Source organism: Fluctibacter corallii (assembly GCF_025751585.1).
GTDB lineage: Bacteria > Pseudomonadota > Gammaproteobacteria > Enterobacterales > Alteromonadaceae > Fluctibacter_A > Fluctibacter_A corallii.
Genome location: NZ_JAOWKX010000001.1, coordinates 370,107 through 392,511, shown reverse-complemented (window position 1 = coordinate 392,511; position 22,405 = coordinate 370,107). Strand labels below are relative to the sequence as shown.

At 44.4% G+C, this 22,405-nt stretch carries 24 protein-coding genes; 9 read left to right on the top strand and 15 right to left on the bottom strand.

Annotated features, from left to right (window positions below):
• Position 1: 1 nt before the first annotated feature.
• The 4 genes from OE749_RS01730 to OE749_RS01715 form a co-directional block, all read right to left on the bottom strand.
• Positions 2 to 985: a hypothetical protein gene (locus OE749_RS01730; RefSeq protein WP_263710617.1), complete on the bottom strand. Its 984-nt coding sequence runs from the start codon at positions 983 to 985 to the stop codon at positions 2 to 4.
• 360 nt (positions 986 to 1,345) lie between these two features.
• The gene (locus OE749_RS01725; RefSeq protein WP_263710616.1) at positions 1,346 to 2,017 is read right to left on the bottom strand and encodes a DUF799 domain-containing protein; all 672 of its coding nucleotides are present in this window, start codon (positions 2,015 to 2,017) and stop codon (positions 1,346 to 1,348) included.
• 1 nt (position 2,018) lies between these two features.
• The gene (locus tag OE749_RS01720) at positions 2,019 to 2,375 is read right to left on the bottom strand and encodes a DUF4810 domain-containing protein (RefSeq protein WP_263710615.1); all 357 of its coding nucleotides are present in this window, start codon (positions 2,373 to 2,375) and stop codon (positions 2,019 to 2,021) included.
• The gene (locus OE749_RS01715) at positions 2,375 to 3,043 is read right to left on the bottom strand and encodes a CsgG/HfaB family protein (protein WP_263710614.1); all 669 of its coding nucleotides are present in this window, start codon (positions 3,041 to 3,043) and stop codon (positions 2,375 to 2,377) included. Before OE749_RS01715 ends, OE749_RS01720 begins: the two co-directional genes overlap by 1 nt.
• Before the next feature lie 359 nt (positions 3,044 to 3,402).
• Between OE749_RS01715 and OE749_RS01710 the strand changes: the two genes are divergently transcribed.
• The gene (locus OE749_RS01710) at positions 3,403 to 3,861 is read left to right on the top strand and encodes a hypothetical protein (protein ID WP_263710613.1); all 459 of its coding nucleotides are present in this window, start codon (positions 3,403 to 3,405) and stop codon (positions 3,859 to 3,861) included.
• A gap of 25 nt (positions 3,862 to 3,886) precedes the next feature.
• On the top strand, positions 3,887 to 4,276 hold the full coding sequence (locus OE749_RS01705) for a hypothetical protein (RefSeq protein WP_263710612.1): 390 nt from the start codon (positions 3,887 to 3,889) through the stop codon (positions 4,274 to 4,276).
• Between the two features lie 10 nt (positions 4,277 to 4,286).
• Here the strand turns inward: OE749_RS01705 and OE749_RS01700 are convergent, their stop codons facing one another.
• The 3 genes from OE749_RS01700 to OE749_RS01690 form a co-directional block, all read right to left on the bottom strand.
• Positions 4,287 to 4,748 (bottom strand): winged helix-turn-helix transcriptional regulator, encoded by a 462-nt coding sequence (locus OE749_RS01700; RefSeq protein ID WP_263710611.1) that lies wholly within the window; start codon positions 4,746 to 4,748, stop codon positions 4,287 to 4,289.
• 157 nt (positions 4,749 to 4,905) lie between these two features.
• Positions 4,906 to 6,003, bottom strand: a complete 1,098-nt coding sequence (locus tag OE749_RS01695; RefSeq protein ID WP_263710610.1) for an alkene reductase — start codon at positions 6,001 to 6,003, stop codon at positions 4,906 to 4,908.
• A 145-nt stretch (positions 6,004 to 6,148) separates the two neighbouring features.
• The gene (locus OE749_RS01690) at positions 6,149 to 7,075 is read right to left on the bottom strand and encodes a LysR family transcriptional regulator (protein WP_263710609.1); all 927 of its coding nucleotides are present in this window, start codon (positions 7,073 to 7,075) and stop codon (positions 6,149 to 6,151) included.
• 77 nt (positions 7,076 to 7,152) lie between these two features.
• Here OE749_RS01690 and OE749_RS01685 point away from each other — a divergent pair, with 77 nt between their 5' ends.
• Both OE749_RS01685 and OE749_RS01680 read left to right on the top strand, forming a co-directional pair.
• Positions 7,153 to 7,992: a type 1 glutamine amidotransferase domain-containing protein gene (locus OE749_RS01685; RefSeq protein ID WP_263710608.1), complete on the top strand. Its 840-nt coding sequence runs from the start codon at positions 7,153 to 7,155 to the stop codon at positions 7,990 to 7,992.
• Between the two features lie 59 nt (positions 7,993 to 8,051).
• Entirely contained in the window at positions 8,052 to 8,789 is a 738-nt protein-coding gene (locus OE749_RS01680) for an SDR family oxidoreductase (protein WP_263710607.1), read from the top strand.
• 49 nt (positions 8,790 to 8,838) lie between these two features.
• On the opposite strand, the gene OE749_RS01675 is transcribed toward OE749_RS01680, so the two are convergent.
• From OE749_RS01675 to OE749_RS01650, 6 genes are all read right to left on the bottom strand, one after another.
• Positions 8,839 to 10,905, bottom strand: a complete 2,067-nt coding sequence (locus OE749_RS01675; protein WP_263710606.1) for a hypothetical protein — start codon at positions 10,903 to 10,905, stop codon at positions 8,839 to 8,841.
• A gap of 25 nt (positions 10,906 to 10,930) precedes the next feature.
• On the bottom strand, positions 10,931 to 11,263 hold the full coding sequence (locus OE749_RS01670) for a hypothetical protein (RefSeq protein WP_263710605.1): 333 nt from the start codon (positions 11,261 to 11,263) through the stop codon (positions 10,931 to 10,933).
• Positions 11,264 to 11,278: 15 nt separating this feature from the next.
• Positions 11,279 to 12,163, bottom strand: coding sequence for a hypothetical protein (locus OE749_RS01665; protein WP_263710604.1), 885 nt, complete (start codon positions 12,161 to 12,163; stop codon positions 11,279 to 11,281).
• Positions 12,164 to 12,379: 216 nt separating this feature from the next.
• Positions 12,380 to 14,443, bottom strand: coding sequence for a hypothetical protein (locus tag OE749_RS01660; RefSeq protein ID WP_263710603.1), 2,064 nt, complete (start codon positions 14,441 to 14,443; stop codon positions 12,380 to 12,382).
• Positions 14,444 to 14,469: 26 nt separating this feature from the next.
• Positions 14,470 to 14,811, bottom strand: coding sequence for a hypothetical protein (locus OE749_RS01655; RefSeq protein ID WP_263710602.1), 342 nt, complete (start codon positions 14,809 to 14,811; stop codon positions 14,470 to 14,472).
• A gap of 9 nt (positions 14,812 to 14,820) precedes the next feature.
• Positions 14,821 to 15,699, bottom strand: a complete 879-nt coding sequence (locus OE749_RS01650; RefSeq protein ID WP_263710601.1) for a hypothetical protein — start codon at positions 15,697 to 15,699, stop codon at positions 14,821 to 14,823.
• Positions 15,700 to 15,924: 225 nt separating this feature from the next.
• Between OE749_RS01650 and OE749_RS01645 the strand changes: the two genes are divergently transcribed.
• Both OE749_RS01645 and OE749_RS01640 read left to right on the top strand, forming a co-directional pair.
• Positions 15,925 to 17,241 (top strand): hypothetical protein, encoded by a 1,317-nt coding sequence (locus OE749_RS01645; protein WP_263710600.1) that lies wholly within the window; start codon positions 15,925 to 15,927, stop codon positions 17,239 to 17,241.
• A 41-nt stretch (positions 17,242 to 17,282) separates the two neighbouring features.
• Entirely contained in the window at positions 17,283 to 17,630 is a 348-nt protein-coding gene (locus tag OE749_RS01640) for a hypothetical protein (protein WP_263710599.1), read from the top strand.
• Between the two features lie 4 nt (positions 17,631 to 17,634).
• Here the strand turns inward: OE749_RS01640 and OE749_RS01635 are convergent, their stop codons facing one another.
• Complete coding sequence (locus OE749_RS01635) at positions 17,635 to 18,336, bottom strand: DUF4336 domain-containing protein (protein WP_263710598.1); 702 nt, start codon at positions 18,334 to 18,336, stop codon at positions 17,635 to 17,637.
• A 113-nt stretch (positions 18,337 to 18,449) separates the two neighbouring features.
• On the bottom strand, positions 18,450 to 19,676 hold the full coding sequence (locus OE749_RS01630; protein WP_263710597.1) for a threonine/serine exporter family protein: 1,227 nt from the start codon (positions 19,674 to 19,676) through the stop codon (positions 18,450 to 18,452).
• Between the two features lie 328 nt (positions 19,677 to 20,004).
• Here OE749_RS01630 and OE749_RS01625 point away from each other — a divergent pair, with 328 nt between their 5' ends.
• From OE749_RS01625 to OE749_RS01615, 3 genes are all read left to right on the top strand, one after another.
• Complete coding sequence (locus OE749_RS01625; protein ID WP_263710596.1) at positions 20,005 to 20,490, top strand: hypothetical protein; 486 nt, start codon at positions 20,005 to 20,007, stop codon at positions 20,488 to 20,490.
• A gap of 165 nt (positions 20,491 to 20,655) precedes the next feature.
• Complete coding sequence (locus OE749_RS01620) at positions 20,656 to 21,018, top strand: hypothetical protein (protein ID WP_263710595.1); 363 nt, start codon at positions 20,656 to 20,658, stop codon at positions 21,016 to 21,018.
• A gap of 76 nt (positions 21,019 to 21,094) precedes the next feature.
• Positions 21,095 to 22,405: a TolC family protein gene (locus tag OE749_RS01615; protein ID WP_263710594.1), complete on the top strand. Its 1,311-nt coding sequence runs from the start codon at positions 21,095 to 21,097 to the stop codon at positions 22,403 to 22,405.

The following is a 22,405-nucleotide window of genomic DNA, read 5'->3' as shown; positions in this document are numbered from 1 at the left end:
GTTATTTAGAGCCTGCCGTGCCAGAACACGCAAAGGTGCCTGCGCATCCACAGAAGCAGCCAACAGAGCCTACGCTGCCAGCAGTACCAACGGTTGAACCGCCAAGCGGTGTTGATGCTGCGCCGCCTGAACCTGCTGTACCCGCCGTGCCTACTGAGCCAGCCGTACCGCAAAACGTACCGACACTGCCTGCTGAGGCTGCTGACCCCCATGTTGAGCCGCCAACAGGGCCCATTGATGCACTGTAAGATCCAGCGCGAAGTGGTGTTGATGTGGCTGCCCCCGCAGACCCAGCCGTACCCGCTGTTGCAAAGGATGCTGCGGTGCCACACACTGAGCCGACACTGCCAACACAACCAATCGTTGCGGCGGTTCCGCCTCCCACCGTTGACTGGCTTGAGCCAGCGCCTAAGGTAGCAATCGAACCTACGGTTCCAAGTGTGGCACCAGTGAGTCGTGTTGACGAGGCTGCACCTGCACTTCCAGCCGTGCCCACGGTGAACGCACTACCTGCTGTACCACAGACTGACCCCAGACACCCTCCGGTGCCAGCCGTACCCGCAGTACTCCCTCCCATTGAAGACTCAGGGTTTGATTCTTCGTTTTCCATATTTGCTTTCTCCAATATTTGAGTATTCATCGTGTTGATAGACTGAATACTGTTCAACATAGAGAGGAATATCCCTACTAACTCCTCTTTTTTTATCCCACCCGCAATGGCTTTATCTACGAATGAATACGGATCTTTTTTGAAGGCATCCGTTGAGGCAGAAGGATGAGCTTGTAAATAGTCGGTCGCAGCATCAGACAATGCGATGAGTAAGGCGTTGTAGCTATCGTCAGTTTGATTTTTAGTCGTTGACTTACTTGCTTTACTCTTGCTCGCGGTCGTTTTTGTTGTGGTTGTTTGTCGTTTAGTTCGAGATGTTGTTTGTTTGGGCGAAGCTTTGCGGCCTTTTCCTTTACCTTCATTTGAATTTGTCACATCTATCTCCTTGTGGTGATTACCCCTAAAGAACTAGATAGGTTGGTTTGGTTGCATCGTTATAAAATTGTCTTAAAAATCAGTTGATTAAAAAGACGCTGGGCAGTCAGTAAGGCAGAGAAAGACTATTACGTAGTAAAGGTGAAAATATTGCGTTTAGCAAATGTAAGCAGAGTTAATATGATAATGAGTTGATTTGGTTTGATATTTTTTTAAGGCACTGAGTGAGAGCAAAATTAATATCGTAGCGAACGTCAATATCTTGCACGAAAAGTGTAGGGTAGTAGATTTCACTGAAAAAAAAGCGGGTCACTTCACGAGCCCGCTTTTGTTGATAGGAAATGCTAGTGCATACCTAGGTTATTTCTTTTCACTTACTGCCGGTTGCCCGTATTTAGGTGAACGAGGACCATACAGCAATCCATTGTGGGATTCTGAAGATAGTAAGCGGTTTGATGTTAGACCTGCGATGTTAAATCCGTGGTCCATCACTGTTTCTAGAATTTGATTAAGCGCAGCTTCTACCAAAATACCGACTAATCCTCCACCATTGCTATTGCGTGTTTCCGCAGATGATGCGGTTGCATTGTGCTGCCAAAGCACAGTACCAGTGCGCAAGTCAACGAGGGTAGCATTTGCAGTTACGATCGTTTCGCTTGAAATGACAACATAGCTTGTGCCGTATTCTTCAATCGTGATGTAAAGTGCAGCATCTGCACCAAAAATTTCATGTAACTTTGGTGTTGGTACGGCATGAATATCATTGGCAACAGTAAGGCCGTTGTTCTTAAATGTTTGGTCTACTAGTGCAACAGGAAATGTATAGTAACCTGACTCTGCAATAGGAGCGCTAACCTGAGACATCAAACTATATGGGGCTATCACTTCTGGTGTGTTGTTAATCGGTGGAAGCACCACAATAGAGTGTGGATCGGCGTTTCTAAACGCAGTGTAATCGTAACCTGGGGTTGTCATACAGCCTGTAAGCACTAAAGCCGTAATCGCTATAAGTAGAAGTTGAATTGAGCGCATATTACACCTCCTTGAGCGACTTCAGCAAAAAGTCGATGTATTGAGCTGATTCTGGGAACAAGGTTTTTTCCATTTGGAAATGCTCTAATCCTTGCACAGCGTTGCCAGCTTCAAAAAACAGCATACCTAAATGCGCATGTACACCAGGTGCTACGGGTTTACTTTTTACTTCTGCAGTTTGGATAATTTCCTGTACTTGCAAAATCTGCTCTTCAATGCTGACATCTTCAGCTTTAAAATAGCTGTAGACTGCACTGTTGAAATTACCGTGGTAATAAGTCGGCTCAGTTACCTTACACCCACTAACTACAAACACTGCTGCCGCAGCGCATAATAGATGTTTTGTTGACTTAAGCATTATACTTTCCAAGCTCCTGTTTCAATGCCTTTTACTAGTTTGTTAACCACTTCACGTATGGCCAGATCTAATACCTTTCCATTTAACGTTGCGTCATAGCTTGCTGTGCTACCAAAACCAATGACTTCACGTTCAGAAAGGCTGTACTCTCCCGCACCCTGTACTGAGTAAACCACTTCGGATGTCGTTACATCGACAATGTTTAACGTGACCTTCGCATATGCAATTTGAGATTTACCTTTCCCAAGAATGCCAAACAGCTGCTTGTCACCAATGGCTTTGCGACCAAATTCAGTGACATCGCCTGTGACGACGAATCGTGCCCCAGCAATATTTTGGTTAGCGCCTGTTCTCGCCGCTTCTTGCGCCAACATATCCATGTTGTCTCTATCAAGAATGCTAAAACGGTTAGTTTGCTGCAAATGGCTCATTAACGTCGTTTTAGCTTGGCTACCTAAGCGGTCAATGCCAGACGAAAAGATACCGTTTTGAAAGCTTGAGCGATTGACAAATTGACCTACCGCAAGCTTACTTTTTACGCCGGTATAGTGTGTGTTGTAACTTTCAACAGTGGGGGTTTCTACTACTTTTGATGTCGTCGATGCACAACCTGAAAGCGCACCTGCAACGAGTAGCCCAACTAAGCTCAGTGTTATATTTTTTTTCATAAAGTCTATCCTTACGACTTGTTATATTTAGTAGTGATATTTTGGACAGTGGGTTACTGCTTGTGTCTCAAATGAAAGGATCTGAAGAATCCCATTCCCTTGATGGCTCCAAATATTTGCGGGTTTTATACACGAATATAGCCGCCTCGTACAGTCAAAAAATATCAACGGCATAGGCAAGATTAATTAAAATTAACGGAGAAAGCCTCTACACTTCGTAAGCCATTGTAGTTGCTTAATATTTTAATACGCTCTTCTTATATCCTAGTTTAATCACATTAACAGTAGTTGCAAAAGAGAACTAATTGATAGTATGTTAAGGGTTCTCATTTGGAACTTATTGGGTGTTGACATACGTTATGAGTTTAAAGGTCGTGATATACCTTGAAGAAAACAGCTTAGAGGATACTCAGAAAAATCAGCTGGAAGCCGAATTTTCGCGCCTCTACGCAGAGCATTTTGGTAAAGCCATTTCGATTAAAACAGTGTGGATGCTGATCCCGAGAGGGCAGGCGTACGTGGCGCGTGAGTCGTCTTCTGTGCCGACTGTAGCAGCACCGGTTCCTGACGGAACAACAAACACCCTACGGCAGCAATTTTTACACGACATGCTAGCGATATGGGTGAAACATGCGAATGTTGAACGGCATAAAGTGGTGATTAGCGCAACAGATGTGTCTTTACTGGATACGTTTATGAAAGCAAGCGTTAACCGTACGTCAGGAGTAGGTAAAATTCGCTATATAGCACGAGTACTATTGCGTGTGCTGCGAGCAAAGTTCAAAACTGGGCGTTTCGAAAATAGCGTAAACGTATGATTAATTACTTAATTGAGGTGAAGTAGTGCCTTTGTATACAGTGACAACCAAGCAAGCGCTTGATGCGCCGAGTAAGCAACGTATAGTGAACGGGATAACCGATACACATTGTGCGGTCACGCTTGCGCCAGCAATGTTTGTTCAGGTGATTTTTTCATTTGGTATTGAGTTAAGAAAGGGCTGCAAAGCCCATGTTTTAGGCTCAATTCGCAGCGGACGTTCTGATGATGTCAAAGCACGCTTAAAAACAGCATTTGCCAAACACATTGCAGAGGCAATGTCGATTAATGCAGACTTGGTTCAAACGGAATTGCTAGATGTACCAGCAAACTGCGTGATTGAAGGAGGGGCAATCATGCCTGAGCCAGGAGAAGAAGCGGCGTGGCTTGAGTCTTACTATCAACGATACGGATAGAATGTTGTATTTACAGGTTAATTTTCATTTGTGATGTTGTTACTTCTTCGCCGTCTTGATTGACTATTTTCGTCTTGACGGCCTGGCCGGTTTTGGCATCTACAACACTGGACCATGATTTTGACGTATCACCCCAGTGTTGGCTCCATTCTATCATCGCAATTAACACTGGCGCGAGTGCAAGGCTTTTCTCTGTTGGTGCATAACGGTGCCGCTTTGAGCCTTCTTTTACGGGCGTTTTTAGTAAAAAGCCATCACTTTCTAATGCGTTCAGGCGCTTGGTTAAAATGTTGCGTGATATTTGCAAATCCTCTTGTAACGCGTCGAATCGGTCTATGCCCATCAATACATTTCGGATGATTAATAAACTCCAGCGATCGCCAAAAAACTGAAGCGCTTCTGCAATACCACAGTGATTGTGATGGGTGACGAGTTGTAGAGAGTCTTTTTCAGCCATAACTAATTTACGCAACAAGATACTCTCGGCACTATAGCATAATTTCAAACGTCACGAACTGAGAAGTCATAGATGCTGGGCGTAATGTTAGCTATCGCTGATATTAACCCATGGGGAAGCGCCACCCTGTTACAAGTGACGCCGGAGAGAAAAAGAGGTTACCTGCTTTAGGCTAGAGCGTTGCATCAACTAATCGTGGATAGTCAACATAGCCAGTACGCCCACCGATATAAAACGTTGAAGGATCGGCTTCTGTTAATTCAGCATCGACTGCAAATCGGTCGACTAGATCAGGATTAGAAATAAATGGTACGCCAAATGCGACAGCATCAACGTTTGATTGGTTGATGGCTTCGTTCGCTTCCTGCGCGCTGTAGCCCATATTCGCGACCAGATTGCCATGAAAGGATTGTCTTGCGACAGTTAATACATCGCCTTTTTGTTGTTGTAAAAAGTCGTGTCGCATCAGGTGCCAATAGGCTAATCCTAGCGGGTTAAAATACTCAGCTAACCACTGAGTAAGTGCAATTGGATTGCTATCTTTCATACTGTTAAAGCCATTCAACGGCGACGTTCTTACGCCTACACTACCGGCGTCCCATACGGTGAAGACCGCGTCTATGACTTCACGTAGCAGTCGAGCCCGATTAGCGATGCTGCCACCGTATTTATCTGTTCTAAGATTACTGCCATCTCTTAAAAAATTATCCAGTAAATAGCCGTTTGCGGCATGAATCTCAACGCCATCAAACCCAGCCAACTTGGCATTCTCTGCACCTTGTCTGAACCCTTCGACAATGTCGGCGATCTCAGGTTGGGTTAATTCTCGAGGTAGGGTGTAGGGTTGCTTGCCATTGGCAGTGGTTGCCATATCATTGGTGATGGCCAAAGCGCTTGCTGCCACTGGTGCAATACCGTTGTTTAAGTCAGGGTGACAGGCTCGTCCGCCATGCCAAAGTTGAAGAAAGATCTTTCCTCCTTCATCATGAACTGCAGCGGTGACCTGCTTCCACGCATCAATGTGAGCTTGCGAATAAATAGCTGGGCCATTAAGAAAAGCGGCGGCGTTTGGCACGACTGCGGTCGCTTCCGCAATAATCAGCCCTGCACTGGCGCGTTGTGCATAGTATTGCGCCATTAATGGGGTTGGCATGTCGCCATCAGCACGTGTGCGGGTAAGTGGCGCCATAATAATGCGATTGTTCAGTTGTACATTGCCAAGTTGAATGCCGGTATGTAAATCAGTAGTGGTAAACGTAGCGTCAGCCATCGTGACTCCCAAATCAGTAAAAATCGAATACCGACAGCCTAAAAGGGATTCATCAGTGAAACAATGGCCATTTTGGAAATCAACTGTTCGTAAAATTGAAACAAATGAAATATGTTGAGCTTTTCCTACTCCTTTAATGGTTGTGCTAAAGACTAAGTGAAAATATGTCTTTCTTTTCTTCTAAAAAGTTCAGCATGGCCTGTAGTTTCTTAGGTTTATTTAAACCACTTCGGTACATGGCATATATGGGGTTAGGAGGTACGCGCCATTCGGGGAGAACTCGAATTAAGTTGCCAGTTTGTAGATCTTCCCGAATAGCACTAATTGGCAATTGCGCGATGCCACTGCCCTGCAATGTGACCTGTCTAAGAGCAGGAATACTGGGACAGAAGAAGTTGCCATTGACCAGCACCACTTGTGTGTCGCTATTTGACGTTAGACTCCACTCACTTTCGCCATGATGAAAGGTAAAGCGCAGACAATTATGTTGCGACAAAGCCGCAGGCGTTTCAGGTTGACCATGTACTTTAATATAACCAGGGCTTGCTACTAAATAGCGAGCAGACATACCAATTTGCTTGCTCACCAATCTGTCGTCGTGCACTTTTCCCACGCGCAGGGCCAGATCTAACCCTTCACTGAAGAGGTTTTCGAAACTGTAAGACAAATTCAGACGAATAGATGTTTTCGGCCAGCGCGATAAAAACTCAGGGATCAGTGAGGTTGATATTACTTCTCCCAATACCGGAGGTGCGCTGATTTGAATCAGTCCTTGTACCTGTTCCTCCATCGTGCGTACATCATCATGCAACGTTTTTACGCTATCCATCATTTGCATCGCGTGTTGATACACAATTTTGCCTGACTCTGTGATGTACACATTTCGCGTTGAACGTTCGAGTAACTTGGTGTTGAAATGCTGTTCTAGTTTAGTGATCTCCTTGCTGACGGTAGATTTGGGTATGCCAAGCATTTCCGCACATTGAGTGAGGTTTAAGGTTTGGCAAGACGTCGCAAAGATCATTAGCCCGCGTAAGTTTACTGTTTCCAAATTACGAACATTCATTTTCATTTTAGGTGATTGTTTCAATTTTGTTTGATTTTAGAATGTGCCTCGTCTTTACACAAACCTTATTTAGAGGACACGTTATGAAACTTAAAACGACACTTTCTTTAGCGGCATTGCTGTTTAGCCCTTTGTCGATGGCAGATGACATTCTGATTGTTATGTCAGACGTCTCTGAAATGACACTGAAAGGCGGTCAGCAGTATAGAACGGGATTCTATCTAAATGAGTTGATGGAGCCGGTTAAATTGTTTATAGAAGCGGGTCATACACTGACGTTCGCGACGCCTAACGGGTTAGCCCCAACACTTGATGTTAATTCTGATACTCCTGCGCATTTTCAAAATGATCAAGCGCAATATAATGCTCACAAATCGCTACTCAATAAGTTAATGCTTACTGATGCTGAACATAGCCCAGTTGTAAGCTTTTCTCGCATTGAGCAAATGGGAATAGACAACTTCGATGCGGTATTTGTGCCGGGGGGCCATGCGCCAATGGCGGATCTGGTCGCAAACGACCAATTAGGTGAATTCTTGGCATATTTTAACGGTGAAGCTAAGCCGACAGGTCTTGTCTGCCATGGCCCCGTTGCGCTGCTGTCTGCGCTACCTAATAGCGAACAGTTTGAAGCTGAAATGAAGAAGGGTAAAAAAGCGAAAGGAGATAAAAACTGGATCTATGCAGGATACAAAATGACGGTATTCAGTAATTCAGAAGAAGCACAAGCTCAGCAGTATTACTTGAATGGGGGCGAGTTATTTTACTGGCCACAAAATGCCTTGATTAACGCAGGCGGCAAGTACAAGCAAAGTGAACAAGATTGGCAGGCCAATGTCGTTGTAGACCGTGAATTGGTAACGGGCCAGAACCCTGCGTCTGCCATTGGGGTAGCAGAAGAAATGTTGAAGATGCTCAAGTAGCATCTTCGCTCACCCAAATCTGTGATTAATTACCTTATATTTAAGAAGAGATGACGAGTATGTTGAATTCAAAAATTGCCCTTGTAACGGGCGCAAATCGTGGCATTGGTCTAGAGACAGCGAAACAGCTTTCGGATCACGGCGTGAGCGTGATCTTATCGGGCCGAGATATGGCAAAGCTCGAAAGCATTAAAGCTGACTGGCAGGGCAAAACACCTGTTGCAGGTTTAATCCAACTAGACATTACACGTGAAGAAGATATTCAAGCTACAGCCAAGCACATTGAGGCTTCTTTTGGGCGTTTAGATATTCTTGTTAACAATGCAGGTGTGATTGTTGAAGGTGAATGGGTGCAAAATAATGCACAAACCATCTCACAATCGGAATTGGCCGACACGTTCAACATTAACCTGTTTAGCCAGATCGCGTTAACGCAGGCATTGCTGCCTTTGATTAAAAAGAGCCAAGCAGGTCGCATTGTGAATGTTAGCAGCATTTTGGGATCTGTGAGTGTGAATGCTGACCTGAGCTCAGGATGGGAAGCCGTAAAACCATTTGCGTATAACGCATCGAAAGCGGCATTAAATATGTTCACGATTGCATTAAGCCAAAGCTTGCTAGATACGCCGGTTAAAGTGAACAGTGCCCATCCTGGTTGGGTCAAAACTGACTTAGGAACAGATGCCGCGCCGATGCATGTAGAAGACGGCGCTAAAACTTTGGTTGAGTTGGCATTGTTAGACGAAAATGGCGCAACAGGAGCATTTTACCATTTAGGTGAAACATTGCCTTGGTAGTAAAAGTCCGCCCCAATCCATCCTAGAGTGGGGCGTTGCTTTTCTTCTATTATGTTGCGGTGTCTCGCCTTAGAATTGGAGCGGGTAATTTTTGTATTGATAGCGGTAGAGTGATTTGCATCCCCTCGTTATTTGCATTTTGGCAGTGAATTAAGATATTCATTTCTTCTGGCGTAACGTACATCAGCTGCATAGAGCCGCTGTTAGAAAATTCGCGATTCAGCAAGTTACTTTTGCATGTAATGCCTGCGATAATGCGCCAATCAAGCGTAACAGGCTGAGCGACCGTTGTTTTTGTTGTCGATAACGCAAACTCAATACTACCCTCAGGCACGGTTAGTGGTTTAAAGCGAACATGAAGGGTTTGTTTAACCACGATGTTGCGACCAAATCCATCAGTGCAATTCCAGGTTAAAGTGCCTTCGTTAGGTTCAATAAATGTAACGGTCTTATTGCCTGTTTGAGACAAGGTTTCTGATGCACCGTGCGCCGAGCAAGCGTAGGGCGAAGGAATAGAATAGGAAACAGTAATCTCTTCACCCACATAAACCGCTAAGCGATTTAATGTAATAACAAAATTTGGCGCTACATCAACCTGCTTAGTCAAAGGCTTTTTCGGGCCACACCCAAGTTCTGCGTGGCAAGCTTGTACCTCGAAAGTGACCTCGCCGCTGTTTTCAATGACATGTTCAAACAAATATTCTTTAATACCTGCCTGAATCAGTTTGCTTTCTTGGCCCTGTTTGGTTTCGTAAAATGAAAATGTGACAGGCTTACTATAGCCTTCTTGCATTCTCCAGCCGAATCGTTGTCTTTGGCCTTCCACTAATCTGATATCTTCTGTTTCTAAAGATACAGGACGCGGTGGAAGTGAGTCTGCGTATGGCAAAATGGTTGTAGACTTGGTTTCGCTGTATTCAGAGCAGATATGGTCTTCATTGCAAGATTGAATCTTGAAGTCGAGTAAGTTCCCAACTGGTAAATTACCAGGGAACGTAACCGTTGTATTATAGGTAAAGTAGTCGATGACTTCTGTGCCATGGTCTTGAACATTGTAGCGATAGTAAGCTGCCCCCTCGACCGCTGACCACTCGATCAAGATGTGGTTATGTGCCTGATGATGAAATTTAGTTATGGTTGGCGGCTGCGGCTTACTGTGTTTAATCGTTTCGACTCTGAGCTCATTACTGATATCAGAACAAAAGAACGCAATATCTGTACACGCATATATTGCAAAATAAATAATAGATCCGCGTGGCAATGTATCGTTAACGCTAAACTGCGTCTCGGTAATAATATCTCTACGTAGATGTTTTAGACCTGAATCTGCCTGATAAATATCAACACGGTAGTTGGTGGCGTTAACCACAGGATCCCATGTTAAGGTATATTTGTTAACAGGCTCGGCAGTGAGCGTGACAAAGGGAGCCGTTGGCATAATGGTAATTGGAAATGGTAGAGAATCTGAGGCCGGCGATGAACACACCAATTCTGACTCCATTACACAGATAGATGTACGAACAGTATATTCCCCCGACAGTGCTGGAGTAAACGCTATTTGCTTATTGGGAGAAAGAGAGTAGGTCTGCCAATCATCTTGATTCCTTTTAAATTCCACTTTGTATTGAATGGGATAAAAATCATGATGTGAGCTAGTAATATTAATCGTGGCATTTTGAATTTGAGCCTCAATGGTTTGAGATTCCGGAGCAGGAATACGGCCAAACGTTTTCTCAACCTGTACCCAGTCAGAACACGAATCACTATTGTTTAGGCACGCTGCAATACGGTATTTTACTCTGCCCTCATCGGTATTAGATAAAGTGAATTCGGAATCGGGCATTGTCATGGTTGACCCATAAGCACCGCCATTTACTGCTTTTTGAACTTTATACCAATGATGGCTGGTAGCGTCCCACTGAATCGTTGTTACCTCACCGTGCTGTTCAACAAGAATATCCTTGGGTTTGGTGACGTCTATTGATTGAGCATCTAATATATAAAGTAATACAGGTGGTAGCCAATCACTCGCTTTATTTGCCGATGCGGCGAGTGCTGGCGTTGAACCTAACACTAAGACCGTCCATAGGCTTAATGTAAATTTCCACAATTTCATGTGTATCTATCCTTTTTCAGCGATATTACTGACTGAGCCTAATGCGTAGCGGGCGCTCAATACCCTCTACATCAGCACAGTCGTGCGCTGATGTGACGCTGATTCTTTTGCCGGAGTTTGCAGCCAGTATCACAACGGCATAGAGGTTTTTTCCTGACTGCGTATTAATAGCAACTGCCCATTTTTGAGCTTTATCTGAAGCAACGCATTGTGGTAGAGAGTGCGCTTTGGGCGTGGTAATGGAAAAGTGCAAAAATTGGTCGGTGACTTCAAATTCAGAAATATACCCTCCCGCATAAGCAAAAGAGTGACTGAAAAAAGTGAGCAACAGCGCAATAGTAACAGAGAAATAATGCATCGTTTTAACGCCAAGTTAGGGGGTAGGTTGGCCGAATAACACTTCTATTTTCCCATGATGTTCTACGTTATATTCAAGATTCGTAGGGGCCGTATCTATTTGAAATTTGACGTTAACGCTTTCATAAAATGGGACACCATAACCGCGACTGACTACCTCTGCCGGAGAAGCAAGAACGTATGCTAGCGTTTCCGAACCAACACTGTGAGTGTAGATATGAGTGTCTTTAAATAATCCCATTACTGGCCTTGCATTATGCCTATTCTGTGTAAATTTACCTTCAAATCTATGCGCTACACCGTCAATTTCGACGATAATTGCGTAATTTGTGTCTCTTTTCAACTCAGGTAAAATGATGGCCGTAAGCCAACCAGAACCAGGCGTTCCAGATAGAAAAACTTCCCTATTGAGAGCATTAGTGTTATTGATCATGCCACGATAGCTCGGTGAATCTTTGGAATGCGTAAAGTACCTTTTATCGTGAGATAGAAAGCCGCTTGAGTTGTAAAGCGGTAAATTTGGCTCTTTTATATTCTCTAAAATAGTGCCATTAAATTGTGATTTATTGGTTGCGGTCATGCTCGCTTCAGAGAATTTAATACTGGCTGCGCGCTCCACTTTATCAACTATCCCGCAATCGCCAGCGCTGATTACCTCAATGGCTTTTCCAGAGGACATAGCCGTCATTAGCATGGCATACATCGCTTTACCAGAGTCACTGTTTAACGAAAGGCTGTATAACGCGGCATTGTCAGAAGACACGCAAGACAGTGATGTAGCTTTTGTTTCACTGGTTTCAAAAAACACCACGTTTTCTTGTACATCTAGTGTGGTTAATGAGCCTGCCGAAAGAGCAGAAAATGAAAGAGAAAGACTAGCCAGTGCAGCCAATATGCGCATAGTGAACATCCTTTTAGTTGAATCCCATTTAGCCAATACGTGGTAAATGTTATGACAATAAAAGCACGCGAGATTAACCAAAACGAAGGATAAAATCAATCAAAGAATGCTCTAGCTAGAGGCGGAAAAATGGTAAGCCAATGTGGCGATTTAAGAGGCCATCTCCCCACATGCATTCACGCTAGTGGGGAGGAGTTATATTAGTTTAAGAATGACTTAATTACCACGTCTTAAAATAGGGGCTTTAAGTTTAGAGACTGACAAGGGAACCTGAATCTTTAGTCCCCGCTTTTGTGCGTCTTCGCAAGTAAATGCCACTGTTTGCTCTATACGTTGCTCGAACGTCACTTGTCGCTTACCCTTACCTGTCAAAACTCCTTCAACCTGAGCACTTTTACAGCTAACCCCATCAATAATGTCCCATTGAAGCTCCACTGGTTGATAGAGCGTAACCGTGGCCTTGCTGAAGGCTAATGTGATGCTTCCCGGAGGCAATTCTAGCGGCCTTTGTAAAACACGGAATGACTTGATAACGTCAATTTCTCTGAGGTGGTTATCTCGGCATCGCCAAAGCATTTCAGACTCGATAGGTTCCTTGAAAATAACCTGTTTTTCCCCTGCTCCAGAAAATGCATGTACTAAGCTGTCAGTAAAGCATGTGTACCTTTCTGGAACTGAGTATCGCAATGTTATTTCCTCGTTTACATAGGCAACAAGTCGACTAAAGTTAAACTCGAATACTGGCGCTTTGTCTACACCTCGCGTTAACGGTTTCGCTTCTCCGCATCCCCACTCTGCGTGACAGGCTTCTACGCTAAACGTGACCGCGCCGTAATTAATAATGTTGTATTCAATTTCTGTATTTTGAATACCTGACTTTATTAACTTTCGATTTCCTTTGTCGTCTGTTTCATAGAATGAGAATGTAACAGGTGCTTCGTAATAATCTGGCATTGTCCAAGAAAACGATTGCGCTTGCCCTTGCACCATTCTTCGCAGATCTGTTTCTATCGTTAATGGTCTCGGGGGGGGAGAATCGTGATAACGCAAGATAAATGTGGATACGGGCTTACTAAACGCTGAGCAGTCGTGCTCATCACTACACGATTGAACCTGAAAATCCAACAGGTTGCCCACAGGCAATGTGCCAGGAAACGTGTGTTCTAGTTTGTAGGTGAAGTGTTCGTATACTACTGTGCCGTTGTCAGACACTCGATAGCGATAATATCTTGCATTCGGTACGGCTTGCCACTGAATGTGAATGTGGTTGTGCTGCCTGTGATTTAACCCTACCCTTGGAATCAATGGTGCTCCCCATGGTAACGGTGTTGTAGTTTGTTGATTACTCGCAGCTGAACAAAAATTGGGGGTATCGGTGCATGCATACACCATAAAATACAACAAGTTGCCTCTCGGTAACGCATCGTTGAAGGTGTATTCTGTTTCCGATGTATATAGAGATGATTCTAATTTTAATCGGGAGTGCACAGAGTATACATCGATTCGGTAATTCGTAGCATTACGTGTAGGCTCCCAAAACACCCTGATCGCATTGTACTGACCGTGATTTAAACCAAGAACGGGAGCGGGCGGCCTAACCACTTGCTGGAACGAATTTGTTTCAATTGCTTCGGTAGAGCACGTCAACTCAGATTCAGCTACACAAAGAAACGCACGCAGTTTATATTCACCCGTTAACTCAGGTGAAAATACAATTTCTTTTTCGGCCGTGACTATAAACGTTTGCCAATCGGTTTGATTGCGTTGAAATTCAACTTTGTACTGTACGGGATGAAAGTCTTGATGATTACTTGTGAGCGTGAGTGTCGCATTAGTTTGCGTGACTTCAAGCGTGTGTGATTCAGGGATTGGAAGCGGCCCAAATGTCTGGGTAAGTGCTACCCAGTCTGAGCAATTTTCACTGTCTTTGAGGCAGGCTGCGATTCGATATTTTGAACGCTCATTGTGAGACTCGGGCACAATGAAAGACGCGTCGGTAGAGTCAGTAAGTCGTTGATAAGCACCACCATTCACTGCTTTTTCAACTTTATACCAGTGATTTTCGGTTTGTCCCCATTGTATGACGGTCTGATCGTTCTGTTGATTTACCGTTATGTCTGTCGGTTTGGTAATATGGGGAGAATGGGCATCAATAATGTAGCTCAATACAGGAGACACCCACTGACCCGCATCGTTCTGCGATAATGAGCTAGCCGAAGCGAATGTGCTTACCGATATAGACGATGTCAGGCATGCTAAGAGGAAATATACCATTTTCATGTTGAGACTATCCTTTTCTCATAATGTTACATGCTAAGGCGCACGCGAAGTGGGCGTTCAACACCTTCTACATCAGCACAATCTAATGCTGACTCTACACGTACTTTTTTTCCGGTATTGGCTGCCATTACCACTAACGCATAGATATTTTTTCCTGTATTCGTATTAATCGCAATGGCCCAGGCTTGCTCGTTGTCGGGGGTAACACATTGAGGCAGTGAATGGGACTTAGGCGTGCCAGTCGTAAACAGTAAAAACTGGTCTTTGATTTCAACGCTTGAAATAAAGCTGTCAGCAAGTGCCATTGGGCATGTACTAGCCCATAGGAGCGCCATACCCAGTATGGATTTAAGGCTTGAAAGATTCATTCCGCCCACCTATTGCGGATTGCCATACATAAAATCAATACTTGCGTACTGCTTGATACCGCGGTCTAAATAAGCGGTGGCTGTATCAAACTGGTAAAATACTCTTAAGCTTCGATAAAATGGAACGCCTTTACCAAGGCTGATAACTTCTTCTGGGGTTTTTAGAACAGGATAGTACATGTTTTGAAGATTATCTCGGCTGACAACATGGGGAGTTGAAAATGCGCCCCATACAGGTCTGCCATTTCGTGCGCCTCCACTGTATTCACCGGTAAAGCTATAGGTTACGCCATCAATTTCTACAAAAAGCGTATAGTTCGTGCCTCTAACAAATTCGGGCAAAATGACCGCAGTTAGCCATCCTGTAGCATTTACACTTCCAATGTGATTTTTTCTGTTTAATGCATTAAGGCCTGAGATACCTCTATTCAGTGATGAATGTGGGGCTTGTAAAAAAAAGTTAGGACTTGAAGACATGTTTTCGGATAAATTATATAGTGCCCCATTTGTATATACAGCACTCTCCAATATCGTCCCTTTGAAGCGCGCTTTACTGGTTGTCGCCATGCTCGCTTCAGAGAATTTTATACTGGCTGCGCGCTCCACTTTATCAACTACCCCGCAATCGCCAGCGCTGGTTACCTCGATGGCTTTTCCTGATGCCATGGCTGTCATTAGCATGGCATACATCGCTTTGCCAGAGTCACTGGTTAACGAAAGGCTGTATAACGCGGCATTGTCAGCAGACACGCAAGACAGTGACGTAGCTTTTGTTTCACTGGTTTCAAAAAACACCACGTTTTCTTGTACATCTAATGTGGTTAATGAGCCTGCTGAAAGAGCAGAAAATGAAAGAGAAAGACTAGCCAGTGCAGCCAATATGCGCATAGTGAACATCCTTTTAGTTGAATCCCATTTAGCCAATACGTGGTAAATGTTTAAAAAAATACGAGATAAAGCGCGAGAGGGTAGCGAAATTCATGGTGCGAGGCAATATAAATTCCCTAAAAATGATTAGACAGGCTTTTATACTTCCCTTGCCGCCGTTCGTATAAATATCGTCTACACTTTGAACATATAATGCTTACAAAAACTGTTCAAAGGGAGAGGACTGTGCGATATGTTTTCGGTTACATCGTGTGTTGGATGTTGATTGGATGCAGCAGCAAACCTGACACAGAGTTTATCACGCAATATGAAACCATTCAGGGAAATGCCGAGTCTGTGACGGCAACCTATATGGACTTGCTTAGTGAAACGGACCACCTTGCGCGTATATTTGATTGCCGCGCTGATAATGTAACCTGTGTTGATGCCCCCTCATCCAGCTCTTCGTCTAATGACAGCACAATCAACGTGCCCACTCTTCCGTCGCAATCTGACATTGATGCCGTGGCGCAACGTGGAAATGAGGCGGTGCTAGATCAAGAAATCATTAAGCATGGCGATGAAGAATCCAAGCCTCAGCAAAGCCGAATTGTGCGTGCGCGAGAGGCATTGAGCAGTTTAGTAACAGCGTTTGATACGGACTCACGCATCGTGCTAACCATTCCCAGCCCTTTTACTGTGCAATACGCTGATATCGCCAATGCCTATTATTTGCAACGGGCATCATTGGCGATGTCTGCGTACTATAAAGCGTTAGAGGCTATCGCTAATGCAGATGGAAAAAAGCAAACCGAAGAGGCAATGGCACCTGCACTTGATGCAGCGAAAAAGTTGGATAAGGTTGTTTCGTTTTTTGGTGGACCCCGTTTTTTTGAGGCTGCGATGACTGTGTTTGCGTCTTCGATTGCCGCTGTCAACGACGAGAAAGTGAATGCTGAAAAACGAAAAAAACTCATAGCGCTGATGGAACAATATCGTTGGCTTCCTAGATTGATGGCCGGAGAGGCCGCATGTAGAAAACGAAATGAAGCGCGACTCTCGCTCGATCAACCGCAGCTATCTAATGCTCATATTGAACACTGTGAAATTGATGCTTTACGCAGGCAGTGTGCCGAGTCAAGTTTACCGCTAACGTCTGGCACGCAAGCGCAATCTCAATGGGTGTCAGACTGCCAAAGCATTAAATACTACAGTACCTTTGCGAACCACGCGTTGATCACAGCCGTACCAGCGACGGACGATATTACGGGTAGAATTCAACGCACCTTAAGGGATGCACAATCCATTACCTTGCTTGAGCGTGATCTGTTAGTCACAAAACATGATGGGCTAATTAACGCCACTATCGACTTTGTACTGTTGCTCGAAGGTCTTCAGCTTACGATGAGCGAAGCGGCATATACAAATGAAATGGCCTATCAAACATTGAAAGAGAACGACAAAATAAGTCTGTCGACGACATTTAAAACCTTATCTCGAGTGTATAAGGCGTTGGGTGATAATCTAGATACATTTTCACGTTCAATGACGTCAGCTGATTAGTCAAAGGGGCTGACTCTGACAAGACGAAAAGGAGACAAGATATGACAACCCTCGCTGAGTGCGCCAGAATCGTAACGCAACATATACATCGCTTCTTAGACTTACATTCAGGCCAAATGCAAGCGGAGTATGTGGAGTTTTATCACTCTGCGCGCGCAGGTATAGAGCCCTTATTGCGTACTGCGGCAATTCAAAATGATCTCCGAGAACAAGCGCTAGACGCCTACACCCACGCATTGGTAAAGGGGGAAGAGTTAATTGTGCTATTGAGCAGCTTACATGCTGCTTATACGTCAGATGACAACAAAAAGGCGATGGAGTGGACAGCGGAATTTATAGGATTGATGATGGCATTTGTGGAAGCGATAGCCGCTGATCGCGACGAGTAGGTGGCTATCGCAGCCAGTCAAAAGAACGATTTAAAAATGCCATCGCATCGCTTGTTACTATCTCTCCATGCGCCATGACTATTTGTTTGGGCTGCCATGAGATTATTTTACTTAGATGTTGTTTGGCCTCACGCCTATTAAGCAAGAAACTTAAACGCCAGTCTAGCGGCATTTTTCCGTTAGGGGCAAGAATGCCAACGATTTTCGCGACCCACTTTTGCCATCCAGAAAAATGATGTTGTGAAAAGTTTTCTATTAAATCGGTCAGAATCAGTGTTGCGCTGGGTTTATGAAAAAAGACACACTCTGCCATGATGGGAGAACCACTGAATAGCGTTTGTTCGAGTACGCTATTCCATTGAGTGGGCGCTGTTGAGCCTAATTCTCCCGTGAAGCATAGTTCGTTACGCTTTTTGATAACTTCTGGCGTGCCCCACAATACGGCATCAGGAAATGCTGATTGCCATTGTGCTAAAAATAAATGATGGAGTGAATTGGGCGCGACAAGATGTGCGACAAAACCCAATGCGTTAACTTCTTGCTGGAGTGTGGGGGTAAGCGCAATCGGACTATGAATCCATAATTTGTTATCGGGAAGCTTAACAATGGTCATACGTGTTGTGTATGGCATGGAATAAAAGGAGACGGTTTTCCCCTCTACGATCCAAATGTTTTCACCCAGCGCATTTAGTTGCGTGTTGTGCATGATATTTTACTTCGACGTTTACCGATAACTACGGCAATAGAGAATAGGTTCACTCTACGACAGGTTGTGTGAACTAAACACCCCCTATGTGATGAATAGGGGGATTGTTACAGCTACAAGGCTTTTTTTGTGGGCGCAACGACGTTCGCAAAAATGAGTCCGGCCACCAATGACATGAAAATAATAAACACTTCTTGGCCGATATGATCGGCTTTAACAAAATCTTGCCCTGACACGAACGAGTTGAGGCCAATGTACGTTTTTGAGCCGGGAACTAATACAATTAGGCCATGCATCGCCACGATGGTAGCGGGTTGATTGGCAACACGTGTAAAAAGATTGGCGTAAACACCCAAAGCAAACGCCCCCACAAACGTGCCTAGCCCCTGCTGCATGTGTTCCGATGCATATACGGTGGCACCATACGCAATAAAGGCCGCGATTAATGCCCAAATAATATGTTTGGCACGCGTGCGAAAGATAACAACAAGTGCTAAGCACAGTAAGAAAACTGCGAGCCAAGTGGCCCAATAGGGGAGGGATGAAGCGGGGATGAATTGGTTTTGACCAAACAACGCGAAGCCTGCTGCAATACCTAAAAATGCGCCAAAGTAGAGTTTAAACAACTGCATCATGGCATCCATGACCCGCGCTGTGCCAGATACCATATTCCGCGATGATAGCTCGGCAAGCCCCATGGTTAATGCTAATCCTGGTACAAACACAATAACGGAAGACAGCACAATGAGCGGAATATTGATGCCTGGGTCGAAAAAACGGCTGATGGCACACGCCAAAAAGCCTGATACAAAGGCGGTTACTGGTTCAAGCATAAGGGTGACACGCCTGGAGCGCTCTGCCCATAGCGTCCAAATATAGGCAACAATCCCCAATAGCCCAGACCATAGAATTTCAGGCCAGCTGGCTCCCATCAACATGGCGAAAGCCCCGGTAGACAAACTAAAGGCAAACCCGGTCAACCACTTTCCATAGGGACTGGGCAACTGATCTATGACATCCAATTCAATGTCAGCATCGGCCAAGGAAATGTCTCCCGCCAACAAGCGACTTGCAAGCTCATCGGTACGTGACAACGCGTTCATGTCCAAATCGCCGGGTAGCAGTCTAGCAGAATGATTGTATTCATCTTCGTGTTCGTCGCTCCAAATGACGAACGTTAATGTGGTGGGTGTAGAGATATAAGACGCATGTAAGCCAAAATAGGTAGATACATCAGTAAGGTAAGCCTCTAAACGGAATGCGGGCGTACCATATTTATGCAACATTTTACCTAACTTTACGATGAATTTTCGTTTTTGCCTAAATTCTAATGGATCCATTCGTGCGTCTCTTAAATGTGGTGGCAAGATTAGCGGGTGCGATTACGTCTTTGTGTGAAATCAGTTATTACTTATAACGCTTGTCGAGACGTTAGCAAATAAGTATTTGAAATACTATGATAAAAAGCCGTTTCGTATGACTGCCCCTGCTCTTCTGTTAAATTGAATCGGCATGCGTAGTTGCTCAATAGATTAATTAAGTAAGGTAGTTAGAAAATGTACCTATATACATAAGTATGCTAGTGCATACTTTCTACATGTAGATTGTGGTAGAAATGTTCGCTACAGTGCCAGCGCTCATTAATAAAAGTAGTTAAAAGGAAAAACTATGAAAAATATCATTAAAGTATCATTAGCGGGGTTGGGATTGTTGGCAAGTGCATCAAGCTTTGCAGCTGGTGATAGTGCTCTCATTCCTCATGTTATGTCTGACGATAAGTCAAATATGCAGTCATACTTTTATTTTACCAATGTATCTGACGCACCTATTGATGTAACCGTTTCCCTTTACAACAATGCAGGGCAGTTAATTACGGAAAGCAGTGACTCAGCTTCAGCAGGCGTATTAAGAGCTTATTTCTCTACTGTTTATTCAGAGAGCGGTTCGGGTTCAGCTCAAATGACGATTGAACCCAATGCAACAGTTACACTGCATGTCACGGAATACGGAAACTTCCAAGGCTATGGAAGAGTAGAGTGGACTCAAGATTCAAATGTGCGTGATGCCTTAATTTCTCATGGTCGAGTGTATCGCCACAACAATGGTTACGAAATGTCGTACTCTGTTCATATTAATAAAGGTGAAGAGTTCTAAGACGGCTCAAGCGAGCGCATAGGTGCTCGCTTACTTCCCCCTACCTCTGTCGTTGGCATCACTTTACTTCATTTCGATTACATATTATCCTCTTCGTGATTTTATGAACTTATTCGGCTCATGCGCGCATTCAAATCTTTAACACTACGTGGACTCATTGTTCTCTTGCTAATATCTATAGCAGGGCAAAGTGTCGCGCGCGCATTGTTGACCTGTGAATCCCATTCACATGAAGCAACTAGTCATACATCTCAACATCATGAGTTAACGGTACAGAATCACTCACAATCCGTATCGTCCTGTCATGAATCTAGCGTAGATTTAACCGATATCGATAAAGCTCAAGACACGCCGGACTGTTGCAGCCTATCTTGCCAATGCCCTGAAAATGCATGTTCGAGTTTAGCAATAGCGGCCGTTTATCTGTCGAACGATGTTGTCACTTCAAGTCAAAAAGCCAACTCATATCAAACCTTTTTACCTTCTGCTGACGTCGCAGCATTAAAACGTCCTCCCATTTCAGCCTAACCCACTATCGATCTATCTGAAATTTGGCACCAGTGATTGGTGACACTCTTTTCCCCTTGGCTTTCGGGAGTACTTTATGGGTTTTTTACGAAAGAATACCCTCTTAATTGGGATATTGTGCAGCTCGTTCAATACGTTGATGGATTCAACACCTGTATCGGCGATGTCGTTGGATGATTTTATCGAGCAGGCTATTGCGCAAGATCCGGTTTTACAACAACTTGATAATAAGCATCAAGGCTATCGCCATCAGGCTGATGCGGCGACGTATTTTAATGATCCAACGTTGTCCCTTGATGTTATGAATGTGCCAGTAGAAACGGGCTCACTTAATCAAGAAGCCATGACGCAGTTGAAGGTTGGCGTGGCGCAACCGTTGCCACGCGGTGATAGTTTGGCGATTCAGTCGCGTATTTACACGCAGCAAAGCGATGAACAGCAGCGCTTAAGATGGTTGAGACAGGCTGAAATTCAACGAATTGTTAGTTTGATTTGGCTTGATGGTGTGCTAGCGCAACAAACCATCGAAATTGTTGAAAAAAACCAACAATTGTTTGAGCAGTTGTCTGATATTGCGAATGCAAACTATACCTCTGGATTTGGCGCCACCAAGCAGGATGACTTAATTCGCACGCAAGTTGAATTACTTCAGTTAGAAGACCGCTTGCTAATGGAAAGTACCGCGTTAGCGCGTACCCAATCCCGGTTACAGGAATGGGTGACAGAGGTTAACGCCCATCAAATAGCCTTTCAACTTGATACGGTTGAAGCCCTTTTTCCCCATCAGTGGATTGATACAGGGTTGCACCAAGAAGTGGTATTTGACGTTTTACGCCGCCACCCTAAAGTGCGTGTGATAGATAAACGCGTGGATATTGCCGAACAAAGAGTGGCGTTAGCCGACCAAGCGTTCAAGCCCCAGTGGACCTTGAGAGGGAGTTATGCGTTACGTAATGACAACGATATGGCATCGCGTTCCGACTTCTTTTCTGTAGGCGTGTCGGTGGACTTTCCCTTTGGCGGAGACAAACAAAGTGCACTTCGTGCTGCCAGCGTTGCGAATGCAGAAGCCGTTAAAACTGATGTGCATTTGGCTATGCGGCAATTATTAAGTGAGGCGGAATCCGCTCGTCAAAATTACCTTAAGTACTCTCAGCGAATTGCGTTATATGAGACGCGTTTACTTAAGCAAGTTACAGAGCAAGCAGACTCTACCATGACTGCATATACCAGCGACGACGGTGAATTTAAAGAAGTAGTGAGAGCGAACGTGGCTGAACTGAATACACAAATTACCTTACTTATGCTGCGCATCGAACAAGCAAAAGCATTGGTAAATCTAAATTATTTTTTGTCTCACGCAGAGACATCTTCGAAAAGTGAGTAG